Origin of the sequence: Sphingobacterium sp. DR205 (assembly GCF_011064245.1) — a bacterium.
Classification (GTDB): domain Bacteria; phylum Bacteroidota; class Bacteroidia; order Sphingobacteriales; family Sphingobacteriaceae; genus Sphingobacterium; species Sphingobacterium athyrii.
In genome coordinates, this window is the sequence record NZ_CP049333.1 from 6,852,052 (window position 1) to 6,870,378 (window position 18,327).

14 protein-coding genes are annotated in these 18,327 nt (G+C 41.1%); 6 read left to right on the plus strand and 8 right to left on the minus strand.

Translation table 11 applies throughout. The features are described 5' to 3' along the window. Positions 1-17 precede the first annotated feature (17 nt). Positions 18-1,724 carry a glycoside hydrolase family 3 N-terminal domain-containing protein gene (locus tag G6053_RS28810; protein ID WP_108634712.1) on the minus strand — a complete coding sequence of 569 codons (1,707 nt, stop codon included), beginning with the start codon at positions 1,722-1,724 and terminating at the stop codon, positions 18-20. A gap of 185 nt (positions 1,725-1,909) precedes the next feature. After that, positions 1,910-2,452 (minus strand): TetR/AcrR family transcriptional regulator, encoded by a 543-nt coding sequence (locus G6053_RS28815; protein WP_108634711.1) that lies wholly within the window; start codon positions 2,450-2,452, stop codon positions 1,910-1,912. A 176-nt stretch (positions 2,453-2,628) separates the two neighbouring features. Between G6053_RS28815 and G6053_RS28820 the strand changes: the two genes are divergently transcribed. Then, positions 2,629-5,370, plus strand: coding sequence for a TonB-dependent receptor (locus G6053_RS28820; RefSeq protein ID WP_165309324.1), 2,742 nt, complete (start codon positions 2,629-2,631; stop codon positions 5,368-5,370). A 24-nt stretch (positions 5,371-5,394) separates the two neighbouring features. Here G6053_RS28820 and G6053_RS28825 read toward each other — a convergent pair whose 3' ends face one another. Both G6053_RS28825 and G6053_RS28830 read right to left on the minus strand, forming a co-directional pair. Further along, entirely contained in the window at positions 5,395-6,069 is a 675-nt protein-coding gene (locus tag G6053_RS28825) for a response regulator transcription factor (protein ID WP_165309325.1), read from the minus strand. Between the two features lie 63 nt (positions 6,070-6,132). Next, complete coding sequence (locus G6053_RS28830) at positions 6,133-7,566, minus strand: HAMP domain-containing sensor histidine kinase (RefSeq protein WP_165309326.1); 1,434 nt, start codon at positions 7,564-7,566, stop codon at positions 6,133-6,135. 119 nt (positions 7,567-7,685) lie between these two features. Here G6053_RS28830 and G6053_RS28835 point away from each other — a divergent pair, with 119 nt between their 5' ends. After that, positions 7,686-9,050, plus strand: a complete 1,365-nt coding sequence (locus G6053_RS28835; protein WP_165309327.1) for a DUF4270 family protein — start codon at positions 7,686-7,688, stop codon at positions 9,048-9,050. Between the two features lie 6 nt (positions 9,051-9,056). Beyond that, positions 9,057-10,085 carry a kelch repeat-containing protein gene (locus G6053_RS28840; RefSeq protein WP_108634706.1) on the plus strand — a complete coding sequence of 343 codons (1,029 nt, stop codon included), beginning with the start codon at positions 9,057-9,059 and terminating at the stop codon, positions 10,083-10,085. A 304-nt stretch (positions 10,086-10,389) separates the two neighbouring features. Here G6053_RS28840 and G6053_RS28845 read toward each other — a convergent pair whose 3' ends face one another. The 3 genes from G6053_RS28845 to dnaG all read right to left on the minus strand — a co-directional run bounded on the left by G6053_RS28845 (position 10,390) and on the right by dnaG (position 13,972). Then, positions 10,390-11,418, minus strand: coding sequence for a glutaminyl-peptide cyclotransferase (locus tag G6053_RS28845; protein WP_165309328.1), 1,029 nt, complete (start codon positions 11,416-11,418; stop codon positions 10,390-10,392). 183 nt (positions 11,419-11,601) lie between these two features. Further along, positions 11,602-11,958, minus strand: coding sequence for a YraN family protein (locus tag G6053_RS28850; RefSeq protein WP_165309329.1), 357 nt, complete (start codon positions 11,956-11,958; stop codon positions 11,602-11,604). A 10-nt stretch (positions 11,959-11,968) separates the two neighbouring features. Beyond that, complete coding sequence (dnaG, locus tag G6053_RS28855) at positions 11,969-13,972, minus strand: DNA primase (RefSeq protein ID WP_165309330.1); 2,004 nt, start codon at positions 13,970-13,972, stop codon at positions 11,969-11,971. 307 nt (positions 13,973-14,279) lie between these two features. Here dnaG and G6053_RS28860 point away from each other — a divergent pair, with 307 nt between their 5' ends. Next, a complete protein-coding gene (locus G6053_RS28860; protein WP_165309331.1) occupies positions 14,280-15,665 on the plus strand; it encodes a nucleotide sugar dehydrogenase in 1,386 nt (461 codons plus the stop codon). Positions 15,666-15,800: 135 nt separating this feature from the next. On the opposite strand, the gene G6053_RS28865 is transcribed toward G6053_RS28860, so the two are convergent. Beyond that, entirely contained in the window at positions 15,801-16,121 is a 321-nt protein-coding gene (locus G6053_RS28865) for a hypothetical protein (RefSeq protein ID WP_104383616.1), read from the minus strand. Between the two features lie 512 nt (positions 16,122-16,633). Between G6053_RS28865 and G6053_RS28870 the strand changes: the two genes are divergently transcribed. Both G6053_RS28870 and G6053_RS28875 read left to right on the plus strand, forming a co-directional pair. Then, on the plus strand, positions 16,634-17,224 hold the full coding sequence (locus tag G6053_RS28870) for a sigma-70 family RNA polymerase sigma factor (RefSeq protein ID WP_108634700.1): 591 nt from the start codon (positions 16,634-16,636) through the stop codon (positions 17,222-17,224). 82 nt (positions 17,225-17,306) lie between these two features. After that, positions 17,307-18,323: a FecR domain-containing protein gene (locus G6053_RS28875; RefSeq protein WP_108634699.1), complete on the plus strand. Its 1,017-nt coding sequence runs from the start codon at positions 17,307-17,309 to the stop codon at positions 18,321-18,323. Positions 18,324-18,327: the final 4 nt, after the last annotated feature.

Below are 18,327 nucleotides of genomic sequence, written 5' to 3' on the forward strand. Positions count from 1 at the left end.
ATGATTTTAAAGCAATGCTATTTGCCCTGTCCGTATTTGAATTTTTTGTTGATGGTAACGGGCAGCTTTCCCTTTGGGGTATTCTGTCCCAACAGTGTTTCGGCAGCAGCCTTCTGCATAAAAGCATCATTTTGGTAAGCCAATAAAATTGTCTTCGCTTTCTTCGATGCTTCGACACCATCCAAGGCATATACGTTTGTAAATAGCGTCAAAATGGATTTTTTCGAAAACTTCTTCATCAGGTCCTGCACATTTTCATTCAGCTGCATGGTTGGGCGGGGACGTAGTCGCGTATCGTGTACTGCAATAATGAATTGTTTGTTTTTCTTGATCTCTTTTATAAGACGTTTCTTGTCATCTTTACTCAAGCTGTCCGGCACAAAATATTGCGTTTCGTTGGTCAGCGCAGCTGCAAGTTGATCTTGGAAGGTTTGATTGGTAGAAATACCGATATTGATAATTGCTGTAGGCAGTTCTTTTTTAAAGGATTTCAATTTCTCTGTCGAGTTGAGCGCCGTAATGGCAGCCCTGGACAGTTCGTCGATCAACTGTACTGCAGATGCGCGGTGTAAATCGGCATACAGATTCTGCTGCGGGGTAGCCTGATATTTGTCCAAGCCCAACCATAGTTTGGCTGCCAACACCCTTTTCACGCGCGCATCAATATCCGCCTGCGAGATACGGCCTTCTTCGATCGCTTTAAGAATAAGATCAATGGCCCGTTTACTATTTTCGGAAACCTCAAGAAGGTCATGTCCGGCAATGATGGCCTGCACATCAGCCTCACCGTTCGGAAAGAACTTTTTGACACCTTTCATATCCATGGCATCAGTGACGGTCAAGCCTTTAAAGCCTAGTTCGTTCCGCAATAGGTCGGTGACGACTTTTTTAGAAATGGAAGATGGCATATTTGGTGTGTCATCCAGGATCGGGATATTCATATGCGCAACCATAACGGCCGGAGCACCCGCTTTAATAAGCTCTTTGAAGGGATACATTTCAAGTGTATCCAGTCTCTTTTTATCAAAAGGGAGCTGAGGGAGGTCGTAGTGTGAATCTACATCGGTATCACCATGTCCCGGGAAGTGTTTGATGGAGGCCAATATACCACCATCCACCATACCGTCCATATACGCTTTTGCTTTTTGGGTGACATTATATTTATTATCGCCGAAAGAGCGAATCCCGATGACCGGATTTTTAGGGTTGTTATTGATGTCCACATCCGGAGCAAAATTAAAATGCATACCGATGCGATGAAAGTCCTGTGCAACCTCACGTCCCATGCGGTAGATCAATTGATTGTCCTGCACGGCACCAAGCGTCATCTGGTAAGGGAAAGATAAGGTAGAATCCGGCATCCGCATACCCAGCCCCCATTCGCCATCAAATGTGACCAACAAGGGCACTTTAGAAAGGGATTGGTAACGATTGAACATGTCCACGTGGCGCACGGGACCGCCCTGAAAAACAACAAGCCCCCCCAGTTGCTCATCCTGAACAACCTGTGCCACGGAATCAATATATTTCTGACCAAGATTGGTATGTGCCCGCACGAGGAACAACTGCGCTACTTTCTCCTTTGGCGTCAGTGTATTAAATACGGCATCCACCCAATCGTGCTGGGAATTGATGTATTTTACAAAATCTTTCTTGTCCTGTGCTTTCGCAATGGAGAGCGCACCGGCCAATGCCAATAGGCCCAGACTGAATTTTTTGAACATAAATTAGTTTGTATAATGTCTTAAATAGATCACTAATAACGCTATTATTTTGGATAATATGAAATTGTTTTTGCAACAATTATATATAAAAACGCATAAAGACGCATTTTGCAGGCAACAATGGAATAATAATGTGCTAACCAAGTGAGATGTGATGCTGGGTTTCAATTACTCAATAGTGGATACTAAATCAAATTATACTTTTTCTCCAGAAAAAGCGTCAGTTCCATCACATTTTCCAATTCACCGATTGCTTCCTTTTTCCACAGCTTGTCGATAATCAACAATAGAAATTGAGTTTCAAGGTCTGGATTTTCATAGTTCAAATCTTGAAAGGCACGATGAATAATAGGTTGCACGGGTTTCATGAACTGTTCGTGCTGCTGTTTGGAAAAGGGATGGTGCGACAGGCGCTCCTGTAACTTCCAGAACAGGGGTTCGGCGGTAACCAATTTGTTGGGCAGATTGATCATCGTCCGAAGAAACTCTTTTGGTTCACGGTAAGTCATCATCCCACGGTGATGCGTGAGGACTTTACGGTAGCCTGATTTAATCAAATAAACCAACAGCGCGTCTTTATTACCAAAATGTTTGAATATCAAAGCCTCAGAAACCCCAGCGTTCTGCGCTATTATTTTGGTAGAGGTATTGGTATAGCCTTGTTCTGAAAAAAGCAACAACGCTTCTTTCATAATACGCTCTTTTCTACTCAAAACACTCTCTTTCATATCCTATGTCGTTCAGTTGATTTTTAATTCTACTGCAAATATATCTAATCTTTCCGTTCAGTTAGGATTATTGTAACTAAAATGATAGTAATTCGTATCAAATAGTCGCATAAATTTGACAAATAAAAATTTACGACCAATAACAGCGCATTAAAAGACGCAGACATCCTCAACCAATGAAAATCAAGACCTGGACCATTGTTATCCTTTCGCTTAGCTTACTGCTATTAAAGACGAATGTGCTTGCCCAGCAGTATATATCCGGTAAACTCACGGACAACAACAATTCCAAACCTATTTCAGGTGCCAGCGTTACCATCATCGCACTAAAGGATTCCAGCAAACTACAGACACCTACAGATATTTTGGGCAAGTTTATCAGCACAGCTCTTCCCGATGGGGATTATCTCGTGTCGGTACAGCCAATGGGCTATTCGGCAGACATCCGAAAAATTAAATTAACGGGCAAAACCGTAGACATCAATTTTAAGCTCAACGGCTCGGAGATCATACTGGACGAAATCAGCATCTCGCCGACGAGCATACAGGTACGGGGCGATACACTGGAGTTTGATGCCAAAAAATATGTTACTCCTGATTTTGCAGATGCCGACGAGCTGGTAAAACAGATACCGGGTGTAGAAATTGATGAAGACGGTAATGTCAAGGCGCAGGGAGAAGCCGTAAACAAGATTATAATTGATGGCCGTGAATTCTTCAGTACTGATCCAAAAGTTGCGCTAAAAAACTTACCTGCCGATGTCATTGCCAAAGTTCAGCTCATTGATGACAAGACCGAGCAGGCGAAATTCAGCGGATTTGACGACGGCAAACGGATGAAAGTGATCAATATTGTGACCAAGCCGGACAAAAGGAAATCCTACTTTGGCAAGATCAGCGGCGGAGCCGGTCCGGACAATAAATACGCGGTGAATACTCAAGTCACCAAAATGAATCCAAAGCGTCAGTACTCCATAGATATCAACACCAATAACGTCAACCAACCCAATGGCTTTGCACCCCGTGGCAATACGCGCGGCCGTACCGGACAGGGGGTTACAACACGGTTCAATGCCGGATTTAATTATCTCGACCGCTTTTTGGCAGACCGGATGGATTTCAATGCCAATTACACCTACAACTATACGGACAATAATACGGTCAGCCAAAGCAAAACAGAATATACCGCAGGCAACAGGGCCAATCAAATCAACAATCAGCAGCAGTTCGGCAGTACCTACACAAACAATCATGCCCTTTCCCTGCGCGCAAACTGGAAAATAGATTCTATCCAAAAGTTGGATATACAGCCTAATTTCTCCTACCAGAGCAACGATAGGCTTGGTGGTTCCATCGGCAATACACTGTTAAATTTGCAGGACACGCTCAATAGATCAAATCGCAACAATAAAAGCTTCGGTGAGAACTTTAACTGGGGCGGTGACCTGACTTATATGCGTAGACTGAACAAACCCGGCCGTACAGTCAGCGTCAATTTCAATGGTTCTTTCAGCACAAACAAAAGCCATGCGGCCAATTATGCCCTCAACTCCTATTATCGGGATGGCTTGCCTCAACGTATTGATACTGTAGACAACCGAAATTATTCAAATGGTGACAACAACGGCTTTCGCACAAAAATTGCCTATACCGAAAGATTAAGCAAATACGCCCGTGTGCAGGGAAACTATACTTTCCGTAATACAGCACGGTATTCTGACCGAAAAACCTACGAATTCCTTGCGGAAACCGAACAGTTAGGGGAGTTAAAAAATCGCCTGTCAAATGAATTCCGTAATGACTTTGTATACCACAGCGCCGGGCTTTCTTATTTATTCAATAAAAAAGATAGCATACGTTTTCAAATTGGGCTGGACTATCAGACAGCAAATCAAGTAAACGACAAACTATTTCCGAACATATTGAAAACAAAGAGCCATTTTAACAGCCTGTTGCCCAACTTAAATTTCCAGTACAATTTCAACAAAGAAACCCGTATAGAGGTACGCTATAATGCCAAAACCAATACACCGGCTATTGAACAGCTGCAAGATTTTATTGATAACCAAAATCCACTGCGTATCAGTTCGGGCAACCCTAACCTGAAGCAGGAATATGACCATAACCTGGTCATGCAGTTTAGGTCTGTCAACAAGGCTTCGGGTAGAAGCTTTACATCAGATTTTACGGCAGATTTTATTCAGAATAAGATTTCAACGACCATCTTTACGACAGATTCCGCATTTGCCATCGCTGAGGATGTCATACTCGGACCGGGAGGCCAGTATATCAGACCTGAAAACTTTGACGGAGTATACAACCTGAAGTGGCATAATAGTTTCGGCTATCGTATTGAACCATTAAAACTGAATATCAACCTCAATAACAATGTATATTTCAATCAGAATTACACATTGTTAAATCTGCAGAAGGTAAATGCAAAAACATATGGGATAAATCAACGTGTCGGGGTGAATACGGCCTTCAGCAAAGATGTCATCATTGGACTGGATTACAACGGAAATTTATCCTATTCAAAAAACTCCGCAACGGAGAAATCCAACTATTCCGTTTATAAACACACCATCGGCAACTCCATTGCATTGACATTGTTGAAAAGCTGGACCTTAAATTCGACTTTCAATTACCTATACAATGGCAGCATCCTCAACGCACCGAGCACCAAAAGTTTGCTGTGGAATGTTTCTGTCGGCAAGAAATTATTCAAAAGGAGAAATGCTGAGATCAATCTGACTGTTTTTGATATTTTCAACGATAATAAAAACATCAATCAACAGGTCAATGACCTTTGGGTACGCGTATCAGCGTCCAATGCCATTACCCGTTATACAATCTTAAGCTTTACGTATCATATAAGGGGTATGGGCGGAAAGGCAAACCGGGAGCGAAAGGATTAAAAATCTCCACGTGGAACACTATTTTCAATCCACTGTCAGCATATATCCGACACCACGGACATTGGTAATTTTGATTCTTGGGTCCTGGCTTAAATATTTTCGGATACGGCTAATAAACACGTCCAGGCTACGCCCCGTGAAGTACTTATCATGGCTCCAATAAGCCCGCATAATCTCTTCTCTGGGAATTACCTTATCTTTTTGTTCGTACAGTTTACGGAGGAGTTCACTTTCACGAAAAGATAGTTTTAGCGCTTCTCCCTGATAGATCAGCTGGTGCTTCAGGCTGTCCAGCGTATAATCCCCGATCATTAGTTTTTGTCCAAACAGCATCTTCGGACTATTCTTTAACAACGATTCTATTCGGACGATCAACTCCTCAATTTTAAAAGGTTTTTTGACATAGTCATCGCCCCCGAGACGAAATCCCCGTACCACATCTTCGGTCTGTACTTTGGCTGTCAAGAAGATAATGGGAAGCAAAGTGTCCATCTCCCGGATTCTTGTGGCCAAGGTAAAGCCATCCATGACAGGCATCATTACATCGACCACCATAATATCTGGTCTAGCATTATTAAAAGAAGCTAAAGCCTCATCGCCGTTACTACAATGTACGACACGGAAACCATTCGCTTCCAAACTGTCCGCCACAATCATTGCCAGGCTCGGCTCATCTTCTACGTATAAAATATCTATCATAATGCTATCGTTCAATAATCTTTTTGCTACGCTATCGTCCTATCGAAGATAGCATAGTTTACGCTAATATGGTAATCGGATCGTAAAAGTACTTCCCTTACCCAATTCACTTTCAACACTGATCTTACCTTCGTGACGCTTCACAACCTGTTTGACGTAAGCAAGTCCCAAACCAAAGCCTTTCACGTCATGTAAATTACCTGCAGGCACCCTGAAAAACATATCGAAAATCTGCTGATGGTATTCGGGCGCTATGCCTTTACCATTATCCGTAATACGGAGCTGTACATGTTCCTTAGTACCTTTGATGTCCACCTTAACCTTTACGTGTTGTCCGGCATATTTAATGGCATTTTCCAATAAATTATTGATAACATTTTTCAGATGAGACTCATCCCCCCGGATCAGGATTGACTTCGGATCGGTAAACAGATCTACTTCGACCGCTTTGGTTTTATTGAGCTGTGCCACTTCAATAACACTTTCTACCATCGCGACAAGATCAAACTCAGACCGTTGCAAGACAATCCCTCTTGATGCATCGATGTCCATCTGCAGTACTTTTTCAATCATACCAGAAAGATGCTCAAGTTCCCTTTTTGAAATATCCAGGTAGCGGCCCATCTTCTCCTTATCCTCACGCACACCATATAGCTGTATCGCTTCAACTGCTGCCATCACCGTCGATACCGGGGTTTTCAGTTCATGAGTCATATTGTCCACAAAGTTTTTTCGCAGCTCGGCCATTTTATTCTGGTTAAGGATGGTTTTCATGAGGTAAAAAAAGGTACCCAACAAAAGCCCGATCAGCAGCAACGAAATCAACAGTTGCCAGCTTAGGCTATAGAGCAGGTATTTCCAATCTTCCTGAAATTTGATCACGAGGAATTCACTTTTTAGGGGATTGACCATCATCGGTCTTGTCCAGGCCAAGTTTTTTTCCCGGTATTCACGACGTACATCCTTTACCTGTTCGCGCGGGATAGTGACGATGCTCAATTCGTAGGGTACTGAAATGCCCTTATTGCTTAGCGATTCCCTGAATTTGTTGTCTATCAGGTCCAGATTGGATTTGTTCATCTCAAAATCACGGAACAAAAAGGGGGGAATAATGGCATTCTGGTTATCCCGATCTTTGGCATATATCTTTATCTTCCGATCTGGATCATTACGAAAAGTATGTTCTTTTCTTGGCTGACGGCTGCGTATTTTTTGTAGCGCCTGATCAAGTTGTGCTTCGGGTATGAAGGGTAGCAATTCACTTTTCACATCGTTGAGCAGGCGATTTCGTTCGTTGTCAGGGCCGTCAAGCCGCTGATTTCCATTTTCCGCCTGATACACTTCCTGTACAGCGTTGAAGAGTGAACGTTCGGCAGTGGACAGAAAAAGATCACGGCGGTTAGTATAACTTCCATAAAGCCAGATCCCCAGTACAATGGTAATACCCGTACCTATTAAAACGATCAAGCTGATCAGTAATTTAAATCTACTACCCATAATGAAAACAAATTTAAATTACTAGATTTGCAATCGCTGTGGTAATTAACCATATTTAACAAAATATAACACTGATTAACAGTAAGCATTGATTACTTTTGCACTATTCAAAAATTAATATGATCAAAAACTTTAAGAGACGTAGTATACAATTTTTACTTCCACTTTTTGCGCTGGCAGTTGCTGTCGGTTGTAATAAAGACATTTCACTTTCTTTGGATAATTCGAGAGATGAAACGATTGGCGTAGTACCGATTGATACGGTTTCAGCCAAAGTTTCTACCTATCAATTGGACAATATTCCGACATCTGCAACAGGAACGATGCTGGTAGGGAAAAATAGCAACGCGATCTCTGGAAGTGTAAAGTCAACATCTTATCTACGTCTGGGAATTGGCACCGTGAACAGTGCAAGTATACCTGATGACGCAGTGTTGGATTCGGTAAGCTTAGTTGTTCCTCTAAACAAATACTATTACGGTGATACGACCCAAATTCAAAAAATTTCGGTCCATCGCGTGACTGAAGACATTACTCAAACACAGATAGACCTGACAAAACCTGCTGACGAACGTCCTGTATTTGTCACTTCAGCAGCGATATTTAGTAAACAAAAATTTGCTTTTGACAACGCTGCTTTAGCGGAACTTTCATTCAAACCCCGTGTTAAATCTATTGACTCTTTACATTTTAGATTTAACAATACGATCGGCAATGAACTGTTTACAATGATCAAAAACAACGACAACAGAATTCAGAATAACACAAGCTTTCAAGAATATTTCAAAGGTTTGGCACTTGTGCCTGATAATAACAATAGCACACTTATTGGCTTTAAAGACACGGTCTATTTACAAGTCCACTATTCTTTTTTAAACAATGAAGGGACAAAGTCCAGTGGGAAACAGTACTTTTCAATTGACAATAAAGCCTTCCAATATAATCAGATTGAGGCAGACCGTTCACAGACCAAATTTGCGCCGCTGACACTGGCAAATCCACAACTTTCAAGTCAGCAGACGGATGGCTATACATTTTTAGAGGGATCTACGGGTGTTGTAGCAAAGTTGGAATTTCCTACGTTATTAGAACTAGTAAATAATCCTTCGGTGTCAATAAATAAGGCTGAACTGGTCATCGAAGTGGAAAATGCTGCAGCGACAAATTTCGCACAGCCTAGTAGCCTCATCTTAATGGTGGCCAGTAATAATGGAAATCCCATCAATCTGGTAACCACACCCTATGGGACTGAAACTCAACAAGTACCTTTACAACGAGGTGATGATTTCGGTTCAAATGGGAAATATACCTTCAATTTAATTGAATATTTGACAAAAATTAAAACTACAGCATATAAAAACACTTCATTATATCTATCTTTACCAACATCGGGGTTGTTTTCTACAGGAAACAGATTAATTTTGGCAAGAGATAATGAGAATGATCCAAAAATTAAATTAAACATCCTTTATACTAAATTTTAATAATTTATGAACAAGAAAAATTGGCTACTCGTTTTATTAGCTTTTGTATTTACAGTTACAACTTTCTCTTCTTGTAAAAAAAGTGACGACGATAACGATTCTGATAAATCAGACGAATGGTTTGAAAAAGCTGCATTTAAAGGGCCACAAACTTCATCTGCTGCAAGCTTTTTGATAAACAATATAGCATATGTTTCAACAGGTTTGGCAAGTAATGCTGGAGGTAAACCTTTCCGTGTTCAAGATACTTATGCATACGATGCTGCATCCAACACGTGGGCAGAGAAAGCTCCTTTTACTGGTGTAGCGAGAAACGGTGCTATTGGTTTTTCAATCGGTAATATCGGTTATATTGGTGGTGGAAATGACGGGACCAACAACTTAAAAGATTTCTACAAATTTGACCCTACGGCTGATAATGGAAAAGGTGCATGGTCTCCTATTGCTCCCCTACCGATCCCTTTATCCAATGCTGTTGCTTTTACATTGAACGGAGCAGCCTATGTGGGCACAGGTGAAACTGTCGTGAACGGTGGAACAACCAACACAAATGAATTCTATAAATACGACCCTACAGCAAACACATGGCAAGCGATCAATGATGCACCTTTTTCTGCAAAAAGAAAATCTGCTTTCTCTTTTGTTGTAAGTAATGTAGCTTATGTTGGTGGTGGTATTTCAAATGGTTCTTATCCAAAAGATTTCTACAAATTTGATGGCAGCAAATGGACTAAATTGAATGACTTAAACAGAGCTGACGACACATACACTTATGATTTAACGCGTTCTAGCGCTGCAGCATTTGCCATCAATGGCACTCCATTTGTTGTGGGTGGATACAAAAACGCAGTGATCAACAGTGTATGGAAATACAATGTCGGCGGCGATTATTGGACAAATGACAATGGAAACTTTGCAGGTTCTGCACGTCAGGATGCTATTGGTTTCGCAGTAGGTGGCAACGGCTATGTAACTACTGGTCTGAACGGATCAACTCGTTTTGACGATACTTGGGTGTTTACTCCGATTTATTAATCATAAAATCTAAGAAAAAGGGATGAAACTCTTAAGTTTCATCCCTTTTTTTATGCTGTATTTCGAAGGCTCAAACTGATATCCGAATCAGTTTCACTTCTAGTCACCTACGTTAGGAATCCAATAGGAATCTTCATGACTACCGCAAGGTTACCTTCAGTCGAATGCGCTGCGCAGCGGATCATCGCTGCAGCTTCAAATAAAGCTTCTTCGACAACGTCGGGTATCATAGGGGGGTAGCGGCAAAATAAAAAGCCACATCCGGGGACATGGCTTTTATTTACATATATTATGCCCTGATAGGCTATTTTTCAATGGCTTTAATTTCGTATAAGGTATTCCACAGCTTACCTGTTACAAACAAGCGTTTATTGGCATGGTCATAAGCTATGCCGTTGAGCTCATTATCATAGGCCGCAGTATGCTCATAGATACCGACGAGGTTAATACGCTCCTCTACTGCCCCTGTCTCCGGATTGATGATTACAATAACATCTTTCTGGTATACATTTGCATAAACTTTTCCGTCAATATATTCCAATTCATTCAGTTCATCTACCGGTCCATTCTCGTCATATACACCAATAGCATTCAACTCTTTACCCGTAGCTGCGTCTAAAAAGAATAATTTGTTTGATCCGTCCGATTTGATCAGGTGTTTTCCATCATAAGTAATTCCCCAACCTTCTTTACTATTTTCGTATTTGAACGAGCTTTCTTTTGTAAATGAGTTTTTATCAAACACGTATCCTTCTCCCTGCTGCCAGGTCAACATAAACAACTTATTACCCACCAATGTCATTCCTTCAGCAAAGGTTTTTTCATCGAATTTGATTTCCTTCAGTACTTTTCCTGTTGTCAGATCTACCTTTCTAAGGTTTGACTCCCCATACCGTCCATTTGATTCATATAATACCCCATCGGCAAATTGAAGCCCCTGGGTAAATGCCGTGGTATCATGCGGATATTTGTTGACAACCTGGAATCCGTAGTTCTTAGCATTCGCCGGAACCACGTAAAAGGTACTCGAAACGGAATCGGACTTGCCACCACTGTAGACTGTTGCGGAAATATTCCGCGTGCCGTAGGCCATGTCTTTGGTCTCAACGGTAATGGCTACCGTATCAGTTGAAGATCCCACATGTTTGTCGTCTACAAAATAAGCGACAGAGTCCATGGAAATAGCGTCAAATTTCAATTTTAATTGCACTTGACTACCCTTCAATACCGCTTGGTTCGCACCCGGAGATGCAAATTCCAACGCAGCTTTTTTCGACTTACAGGAAGCAAAAGCAACTACTGCAATCGCAATAAAATACGTGATTTTTTTCATCTATATAATTTATTTTTTAGCACCGATGAAAAGATCATATCTTCATAAAACAATATGTTTAAAAAAATCATGATCGTCTCATCTTTATGATTTAAAAAGTCCGATTCGAAACCAAAAACGCGGTAAACCGAGAGCTTATGAGGCGAGGGTCTCTTGCCTCGATCCAATACCTAAATACTATGATCAGCTATCCCAAAAAGCATCTTTTATATAAGTAAGCTCCGAATGCGTACCATTTGTCAAAGCCACGACATCAAACCTCACTTCACCTACATACGCATATTTCAAGATATAGGCCTGAGCAGCACGAATCAGTCGCCGTTGTTTACGGGTATCCACAAATTCATAAGGTTCACCAAAATCTGTCCCAGACCTTGTTTTCACCTCCACGAATACCAGTGTATCCCCATCCATGACGATCAAATCTACCTCTAAATTCTTAAATCGCCAATTTCTTAACACTATTTTATAGCCCATCTTGATCAGATATTCCATGGCCAATTGTTCGCCCTTTATTCCTATCTCATGATGTTTTGCCATATCATCGGGGTTACTTTACGATGGTGTTGCCCAAAAATCCGCCCAAAAGGCGCTCCGCTTCTTTGAGCTTTTGGTACTTAAAGATAAGTACTTCCAAATTAGCGATATCCTGTTCTTGCTTCATTTCTTCGCGAATATGGTGCATTTGGGCTCCGATTTTTTGCTTTTTTATCCGGTAGATGGCTTCAACAACCAATTTTTTAAGATGTTCATACTCCTGGCTTACATAGATTTTACGTTTATCGTCATTCCAGTTTTCGCTGAGCGAGTATTTTGTTGCAACGCAATTGATTGCCAGTTCGGAAACAGCGGCATCAGGATTGGAATAAAATAATTTTGCATCTGGGATTTCATAGTTTTCAGCCGCATCCCGATAAGCTTTTAGAATAAATGCAGCGGCCTTATCTTTAAATTCGATGTCGGCTATGTTCCCTAATAAGACACCTGCAACCGGAATGTCGCCATCCCCTTCCCAGGTCGCCAGATAGTCACCGTAGTTGATCAGGATGCGGACGATTTCACGTTCCTGCAGGATCTCAGCTGTCAGCTGCGTGGGCTCCGACATGGCCTCCAGGGCCGGCACTCCCCCACGTTCATCGTCCGTCATAAAGAAATCGGGAGGTGGCCCGTCCATTCCGAAGGGGGGCATTCCAGTATTTGCCGGGCTACTCTGTGCTTTACGGCTGGCATCTTTGTCAGCCTTCTTTGCCTTATTTAGCCTTATTTTATTCAGCTCAGCGAGCAAAATACGTTCCTCAATATCCAACAAGCTGCTACATTCCCGAATAAAAACCGAGACTTTAATCTCATCCGGAATCAAAGCAATGCTCTCCACCACATCACGTATGACTTCGGCCCTCTTTATCGGATCGTTATTGGCGTCACGAAGCAAAATACTTGTCTTATAGAAGATAAAATCCTGCTGGTGGGATTTCACATAGTCTTTAAAGGCTGTAGCTCCAAACTTTTGCACATAGGAATCTGGGTCATTTCCGTCCGGGAAGAGTAACACCTTCACATTCAGGCCTTCTTCCAATAACATATCGGTACCACGCAGGGAGGCCTTTATACCGGCTTCGTCGCCATCATAAAGTATGGTCACATTTTTCGTAAACCTGGAGATCAATTTGATCTGTCCCGTCGTCAGGGAAGTTCCCGAAGAAGAAACCACATTTTCCACACCTGCCTGATGTACAGACAGGACATCCGCATAACCTTCCACAAGGTAGCAGTTGTCCTCTTCCATGATTGCTTTTTTGGCAAAATTCAAGCCATAGAGCACATCTGATTTATGGTAGATCTCACTTTCGGGAGAGTTCACATATTTGGCGACCTTTTTATCGGTCTTTAGCGTACGCCCACCAAACCCGATAATACGTCCGGTCAAGTTATGAATAGGGAACATGACACGCCCCCTAAAGCGATCGTAGAGTGATTTATCATCACGCTCAATGGCAAGTCCACTCGCTGCGAGATAATCCGGATGGAACCCTGCTTCCTGTGCTTTATCAACCAGTGCGGTCCATTCTTCCGGCGAATAGCCGAGTTCGAATTTCTTGATGATATCCTCACGGTACCCCCGTTCTTTGAAATAGTTGAGTCCGATGACCTGCCCCATTTCACTTTTCCAGAGCTGTTCTACAAAAAATTTACCTGCCCAGGCGCTTAAGACATAGAGACTTTCGCGCTTATCCTGTGCTGCTAACTGTGCGGGAGAACGCTCAACTTCTTCGATCTCAATGGAATATTTATCCGCCAGATACCGGATCGCCTCGGGATAGGAAAACTTCTCCAGTTCCATGACAAACTTGAGTGAATCGCCCCCGACACCGCAACCGAAACATTTGTAAATACCTTTTGAGACAGAAACGTGAAACGAAGGTGTCTTTTCGTGGTGAAATGGACAGTTTCCGATCAAGGAAGTCCCACGTTTCTTTAAATCAACGAAGTCACCCACCACTTCCTCTATCCGTGCCGTTTCCAGTACTTTATCAATAACCTCTTGCTTTATCAAAACCCTGCTCCTATTTTTAATGTAAAATTAGTATAAATCTGATAGATTTCAGTCTCAATCCAATTATTTATGCCGCCCCGATTCCTGTGTATTTAAACTCGGAAAAAGAGACTTTTTCGTGCTGTCTACCTTCGTCCCGCCCCGACGATCTTGCGGACGGGCGGGACGAAGGTTCCATTAGCAGGCCGTATCTCCGATAAATTTGCTTTTTAAAGTTTTGCAGTGAAATATTGACTTTTATCGACAAAAAACAATTTCGAATTCTTTACATTTGTTGTTCAATTTATAGCTGATTAAGATAATCAAAATGAGTAAAACTATCAAGAAAATATGCTGTATAGGAGCGGGTTATGTAGGCGGACCAACGATGTCGGTAGTTGCCAGGCAATGTCCTCACATTGAGATTACCATTGTCGATAAGAATGCCGAGCGTATCGCTGCCTGGAATGATGAAAACCTGGACAACCTTCCCGTTTATGAACCTGGGCTACAAGAAATCGTTGCCGAAGCAAGAGGTCGCAATCTGTTTTTCTCAACCGATATCAACAAGGCTATTGATGAGGCTGATATGATTTTTATTTCGGTCAATACCCCGACCAAGAATTACGGAAAAGGAAAGGGAATGGCTGCGGATTTAAAATATATCGAGCTATGCGCGCGTCAGATAGCAGCAGTCGCCAAAGACGACAAAATTGTCGTTGAAAAATCTACTCTACCTGTACGCACGGCTGCTGCATTAAAAAGTATTCTTGATAACACGGGCAATGGTGTCAATTTCCATATTCTATCCAATCCTGAATTCTTGGCCGAAGGAACGGCAATACAAGATTTGATCAATCCGGATCGTGTGCTTATTGGCGGTGAGCATGAAGAAGCAATTGCGGCTTTAGTGGATATCTATGCTCATTGGGTAGATCACAGCAGAATCTTGACCACGAATTTATGGTCTTCTGAGCTCTCTAAATTGACCGCCAACGCTTTTCTGGCGCAACGGGTCTCTTCGATCAACTCGATATCGGCGCTTTGTGAAAAAACAGGCGCCAATGTAGATGAAGTGGCCAGAGCCATTGGCATGGACACGCGTATCGGTTCCAAATTCCTAAAAGCATCGGTTGGCTTTGGAGGATCTTGTTTCCAGAAAGATATTCTCAATCTTGTTTATATCGCACGCAGCTATGGGCTTACGGAAGTTGCCGAATACTGGGATCAGGTCATCTTAATGAATGATTACCAAAAACACCGCTTTGCCGACAATATCATCCAGACGCTGTACAATACTGTATCGGGAAAAAAGATTGCTTTTTTGGGCTGGGCATTTAAAAAAGATACCAATGATACCCGTGAATCAGCAGCAATCTATGTGGCCGACTATCTATTAAATGAGCAGGCCGAAATTACGGTATACGACCCTAAGGTCTCCGCAGAACGTATTTACGCTGACCTGGACTATCTGAACACCCGTTCATCGGAAGAAAACAGGGCGCTGGTCAAAGTAGTCAATACGCCTTATGAAGCATGTGACAATGCACATGCCATCGCGGTATTAACCGAATGGGATGAATTCAAAACCTATGATTGGAAAAAGATCAAGGATGACATGAAGAAACCGGCTTTTGTATTTGACGGGCGGAAACTACTGAACCGGAAGCAACTTGAAGACCTCGATTTTAAATACTACGCGATTGGGGAATAACATATTCCACGATAAAGAAGAACCCTCAGCTATCTATATTTTCATACGGATATCACTGAGGGTTTTGTTTGTGCCTGTTAGCAACGCATAAGGAAAGAGAGATGAAACACAAGCGAAGCAACAGGACTTTTTATCTTAATTGTTTAACATGCCATAAACTTCATTCATGTAATACGATTCCTGCAAAGCATCCCTAAAGTTTTGCCATTGTTCTTCATCAAAGGAGAAAACGATATCAGGATAGGGTGTCTTCATAATCAAGCGAAACTCCCCATCCGGGAATGTACTGAAGAACAGCTCATCACCATTACTCTTAATAATGTTCAGAAAATCGAAAAACTTATTCTGCGTAAATGTCAGTACAAAACTTTGCTGCCAGATATAATATGTTCTGCACTTATGGCAAACACTAATGTGGGTATCTCCGCGTTGACTTAGGATCTTGGTATCACACATACTATACATATTTATTTAGACTCATTATAAATAATATCCAAATGTAAGCATTGTTTTTAGAATAACAAGTATTTTTAAAAAAAAAGCCATTGATTGTGTTTAATATTAAAAACCGGAAAATTTATTGTGATTTATCAAAAAACCAAACAAAACGCAGTATGCTGACATAAATAAATGGTTATTTGACAATTTATTCAAAAAATTAAAAGTGAATTCCATTTTCATGTAATTAACCCTAATTTTGAATAATTACAGACTAGAAACCAATTTATTATGAATAAACCCAAATAAACATATCCAATGTTTACTTATGGAGATGCCCTCTCTGGCATTTATTACTAACCGTTGCCCATCTCCACTTGACATTGATAAAAAAATGTATATCAATCAATTAATATTAAGTAAAAATTATAAACAGGCCTTGACCTTATTTAATAAAATCTGTATAATTGAAAAAAGTTACATTCCTTTAAACTACCAATCTAAGGAACTCAGCTTCACACTACCACATCATGAAAAACGATAAATATGCGTCTCATAATAACATAAGCCTATTAGCAAGGCTTCGAGAAGGCGATTTAGAGGCTTTCAATATTTTATATAATAGGTATTGGTCTGTACTGCTAGATGAATCCTACAAAAGGCTCGAAGATCTAGCTTCCTGTGAGGAGATTGTTCAAGATGTATTTATCGACCTTTGGGAACACTGTTCGAAAAGAGAAATCCTTAATGTGGAGGCCTATCTTTTTACCTGCATGAAATACAAGGTCTTCGAAACGTATAAAAAAAGCAAACGCAGAAATGTATTGATAGCTGAAAATAAGCAACTCTACCAAAGTCAGGAAGTTGTGGATGGCAATACCTATGGGGAAAAGGATCTAAAATCGCTTATCGAACAATGGGTATCTAATCTTCCGCAAAAAAGGCAAGAAATTTTTAAAATGAGATATCTGGATGGACTCACTACAAAAGAAATCAGCGAGCTGACGAAAACTTCCCAAAACACCGTCCAAAATCATCTCGGTGCATCGATTCAAAAACTAAAGAAACTTGTTCTCCAGCACTTTTTGACATTACTTATGATTTTTTACACCTGTAAATAAGCTACTTACAAATAAAAATCTATTTAGACTAGTACATTTCCCTCACTCAGGGACACTATTTAAGTGAACTTGTACTAATCCTATGCAATACCCTAACCAAGAGCTTGAAAAGCTCATTGACAAATACTTAAACGGCGAAGCCAGTTCGGAAGAAGTAGAGCTTGTAGAACGTTTTTTCGATTCATTCTCATCCCGGCCAAATTTACTCAAAACACTTCCTGATGAGGTACAGGAAGCCCTGAAAACACGTATTCATAGTGGCATTATGAACAAACTAGCGCCTAAAAAGAAACGTACATTCAGTTTCGCTCAAATTGCCGCAGCTGCTGCCCTCTTGTGCATCGCTTTTGCGAGTCTATATTTATACAAAATAAAAGCGCCCAACAATCAAGAAATCAGGCTAACCAATGGACAACAACGTCAAATTGTGCTTGAGGATGGCACAAAGATTACACTAAATGCCTCGAGCAAGATAATCTACCCTACTTCATTCAAGGACTCGAATACACGTGAAGTTACCTTAATAGGAGAAGCATTTTTTGATGTCGCAAAAAATCCTTCCAAACCTTTCCTAATTCACACACCAAGAATGGAAATCAGTGTATTGGGTACTGCATTCAATGTACGTGATTATGCTGAAGAAAACAATGCCGAAACAGCTTTGGTGCGTGGTAAAGTATCTATTTGGAAAACAGGGAGCAACGATCAGAAATTTATACTAAAACCCAAAGAAAAATTTGTGATCACAAAGTTAGATGGATCTGTTAAGGAATCCGCCGATACAGATTTTAAAACTGTAGCAACTCCTACAGCTATAGCTATCCAACCATTCTCTGTATCTGAAAAGGATGGTTCTGCTTTAGAAACCGAATGGTTATTAAATCGAATTACAATTCAAGATGAAAGATTGCTTGATATCGCGCTGAAATTAGAGCGCATGTATGGAGTAGAGATCAAAATTACAAATAAAGCAATCGCTAGCCAACGCTACTCAGCGACATTCGAGAACGAACAACTGGAAAATATCTTAAAAGCATTACAAACTGTCAATTACTTTCAAATAAAAACAACGGGGAAAAATCAACTACAGCTATTTTAAAAAC

Excerpts from the sequence above, each read along its gene's own strand:
- G6053_RS28810 (WP_108634712.1), bottom strand. The coding sequence starts at position 1,724 with ATGTTCAAAAAATTCAGTCTGGGCCTATTGGCATTGGCCGGTGCGCTC.
- G6053_RS28815 (WP_108634711.1), bottom strand. The coding sequence starts at position 2,452 with ATGAAAGAGAGTGTTTTGAGTAGAAAAGAGCGTATTATGAAAGAAGCG.
- G6053_RS28820 (WP_165309324.1), top strand. The coding sequence starts at position 2,629 with ATGAAAATCAAGACCTGGACCATTGTTATCCTTTCGCTTAGCTTACTG.
- G6053_RS28825 (WP_165309325.1), bottom strand. The coding sequence starts at position 6,069 with ATGATAGATATTTTATACGTAGAAGATGAGCCGAGCCTGGCAATGATT.
- G6053_RS28830 (WP_165309326.1), bottom strand. The coding sequence starts at position 7,566 with ATGGGTAGTAGATTTAAATTACTGATCAGCTTGATCGTTTTAATAGGT.
- G6053_RS28835 (WP_165309327.1), top strand. The coding sequence starts at position 7,686 with ATGATCAAAAACTTTAAGAGACGTAGTATACAATTTTTACTTCCACTT.
- G6053_RS28840 (WP_108634706.1), top strand. The coding sequence starts at position 9,057 with ATGAACAAGAAAAATTGGCTACTCGTTTTATTAGCTTTTGTATTTACA.
- G6053_RS28845 (WP_165309328.1), bottom strand. The coding sequence starts at position 11,418 with ATGAAAAAAATCACGTATTTTATTGCGATTGCAGTAGTTGCTTTTGCT.
- G6053_RS28850 (WP_165309329.1), bottom strand. The coding sequence starts at position 11,958 with ATGGCAAAACATCATGAGATAGGAATAAAGGGCGAACAATTGGCCATG.
- G6053_RS28860 (WP_165309331.1), top strand. The coding sequence starts at position 14,280 with ATGAGTAAAACTATCAAGAAAATATGCTGTATAGGAGCGGGTTATGTA.
- G6053_RS28865 (WP_104383616.1), bottom strand. The coding sequence starts at position 16,121 with ATGTGTGATACCAAGATCCTAAGTCAACGCGGAGATACCCACATTAGT.
- G6053_RS28870 (WP_108634700.1), top strand. The coding sequence starts at position 16,634 with ATGAAAAACGATAAATATGCGTCTCATAATAACATAAGCCTATTAGCA.
- G6053_RS28875 (WP_108634699.1), top strand. The coding sequence starts at position 17,307 with ATGCAATACCCTAACCAAGAGCTTGAAAAGCTCATTGACAAATACTTA.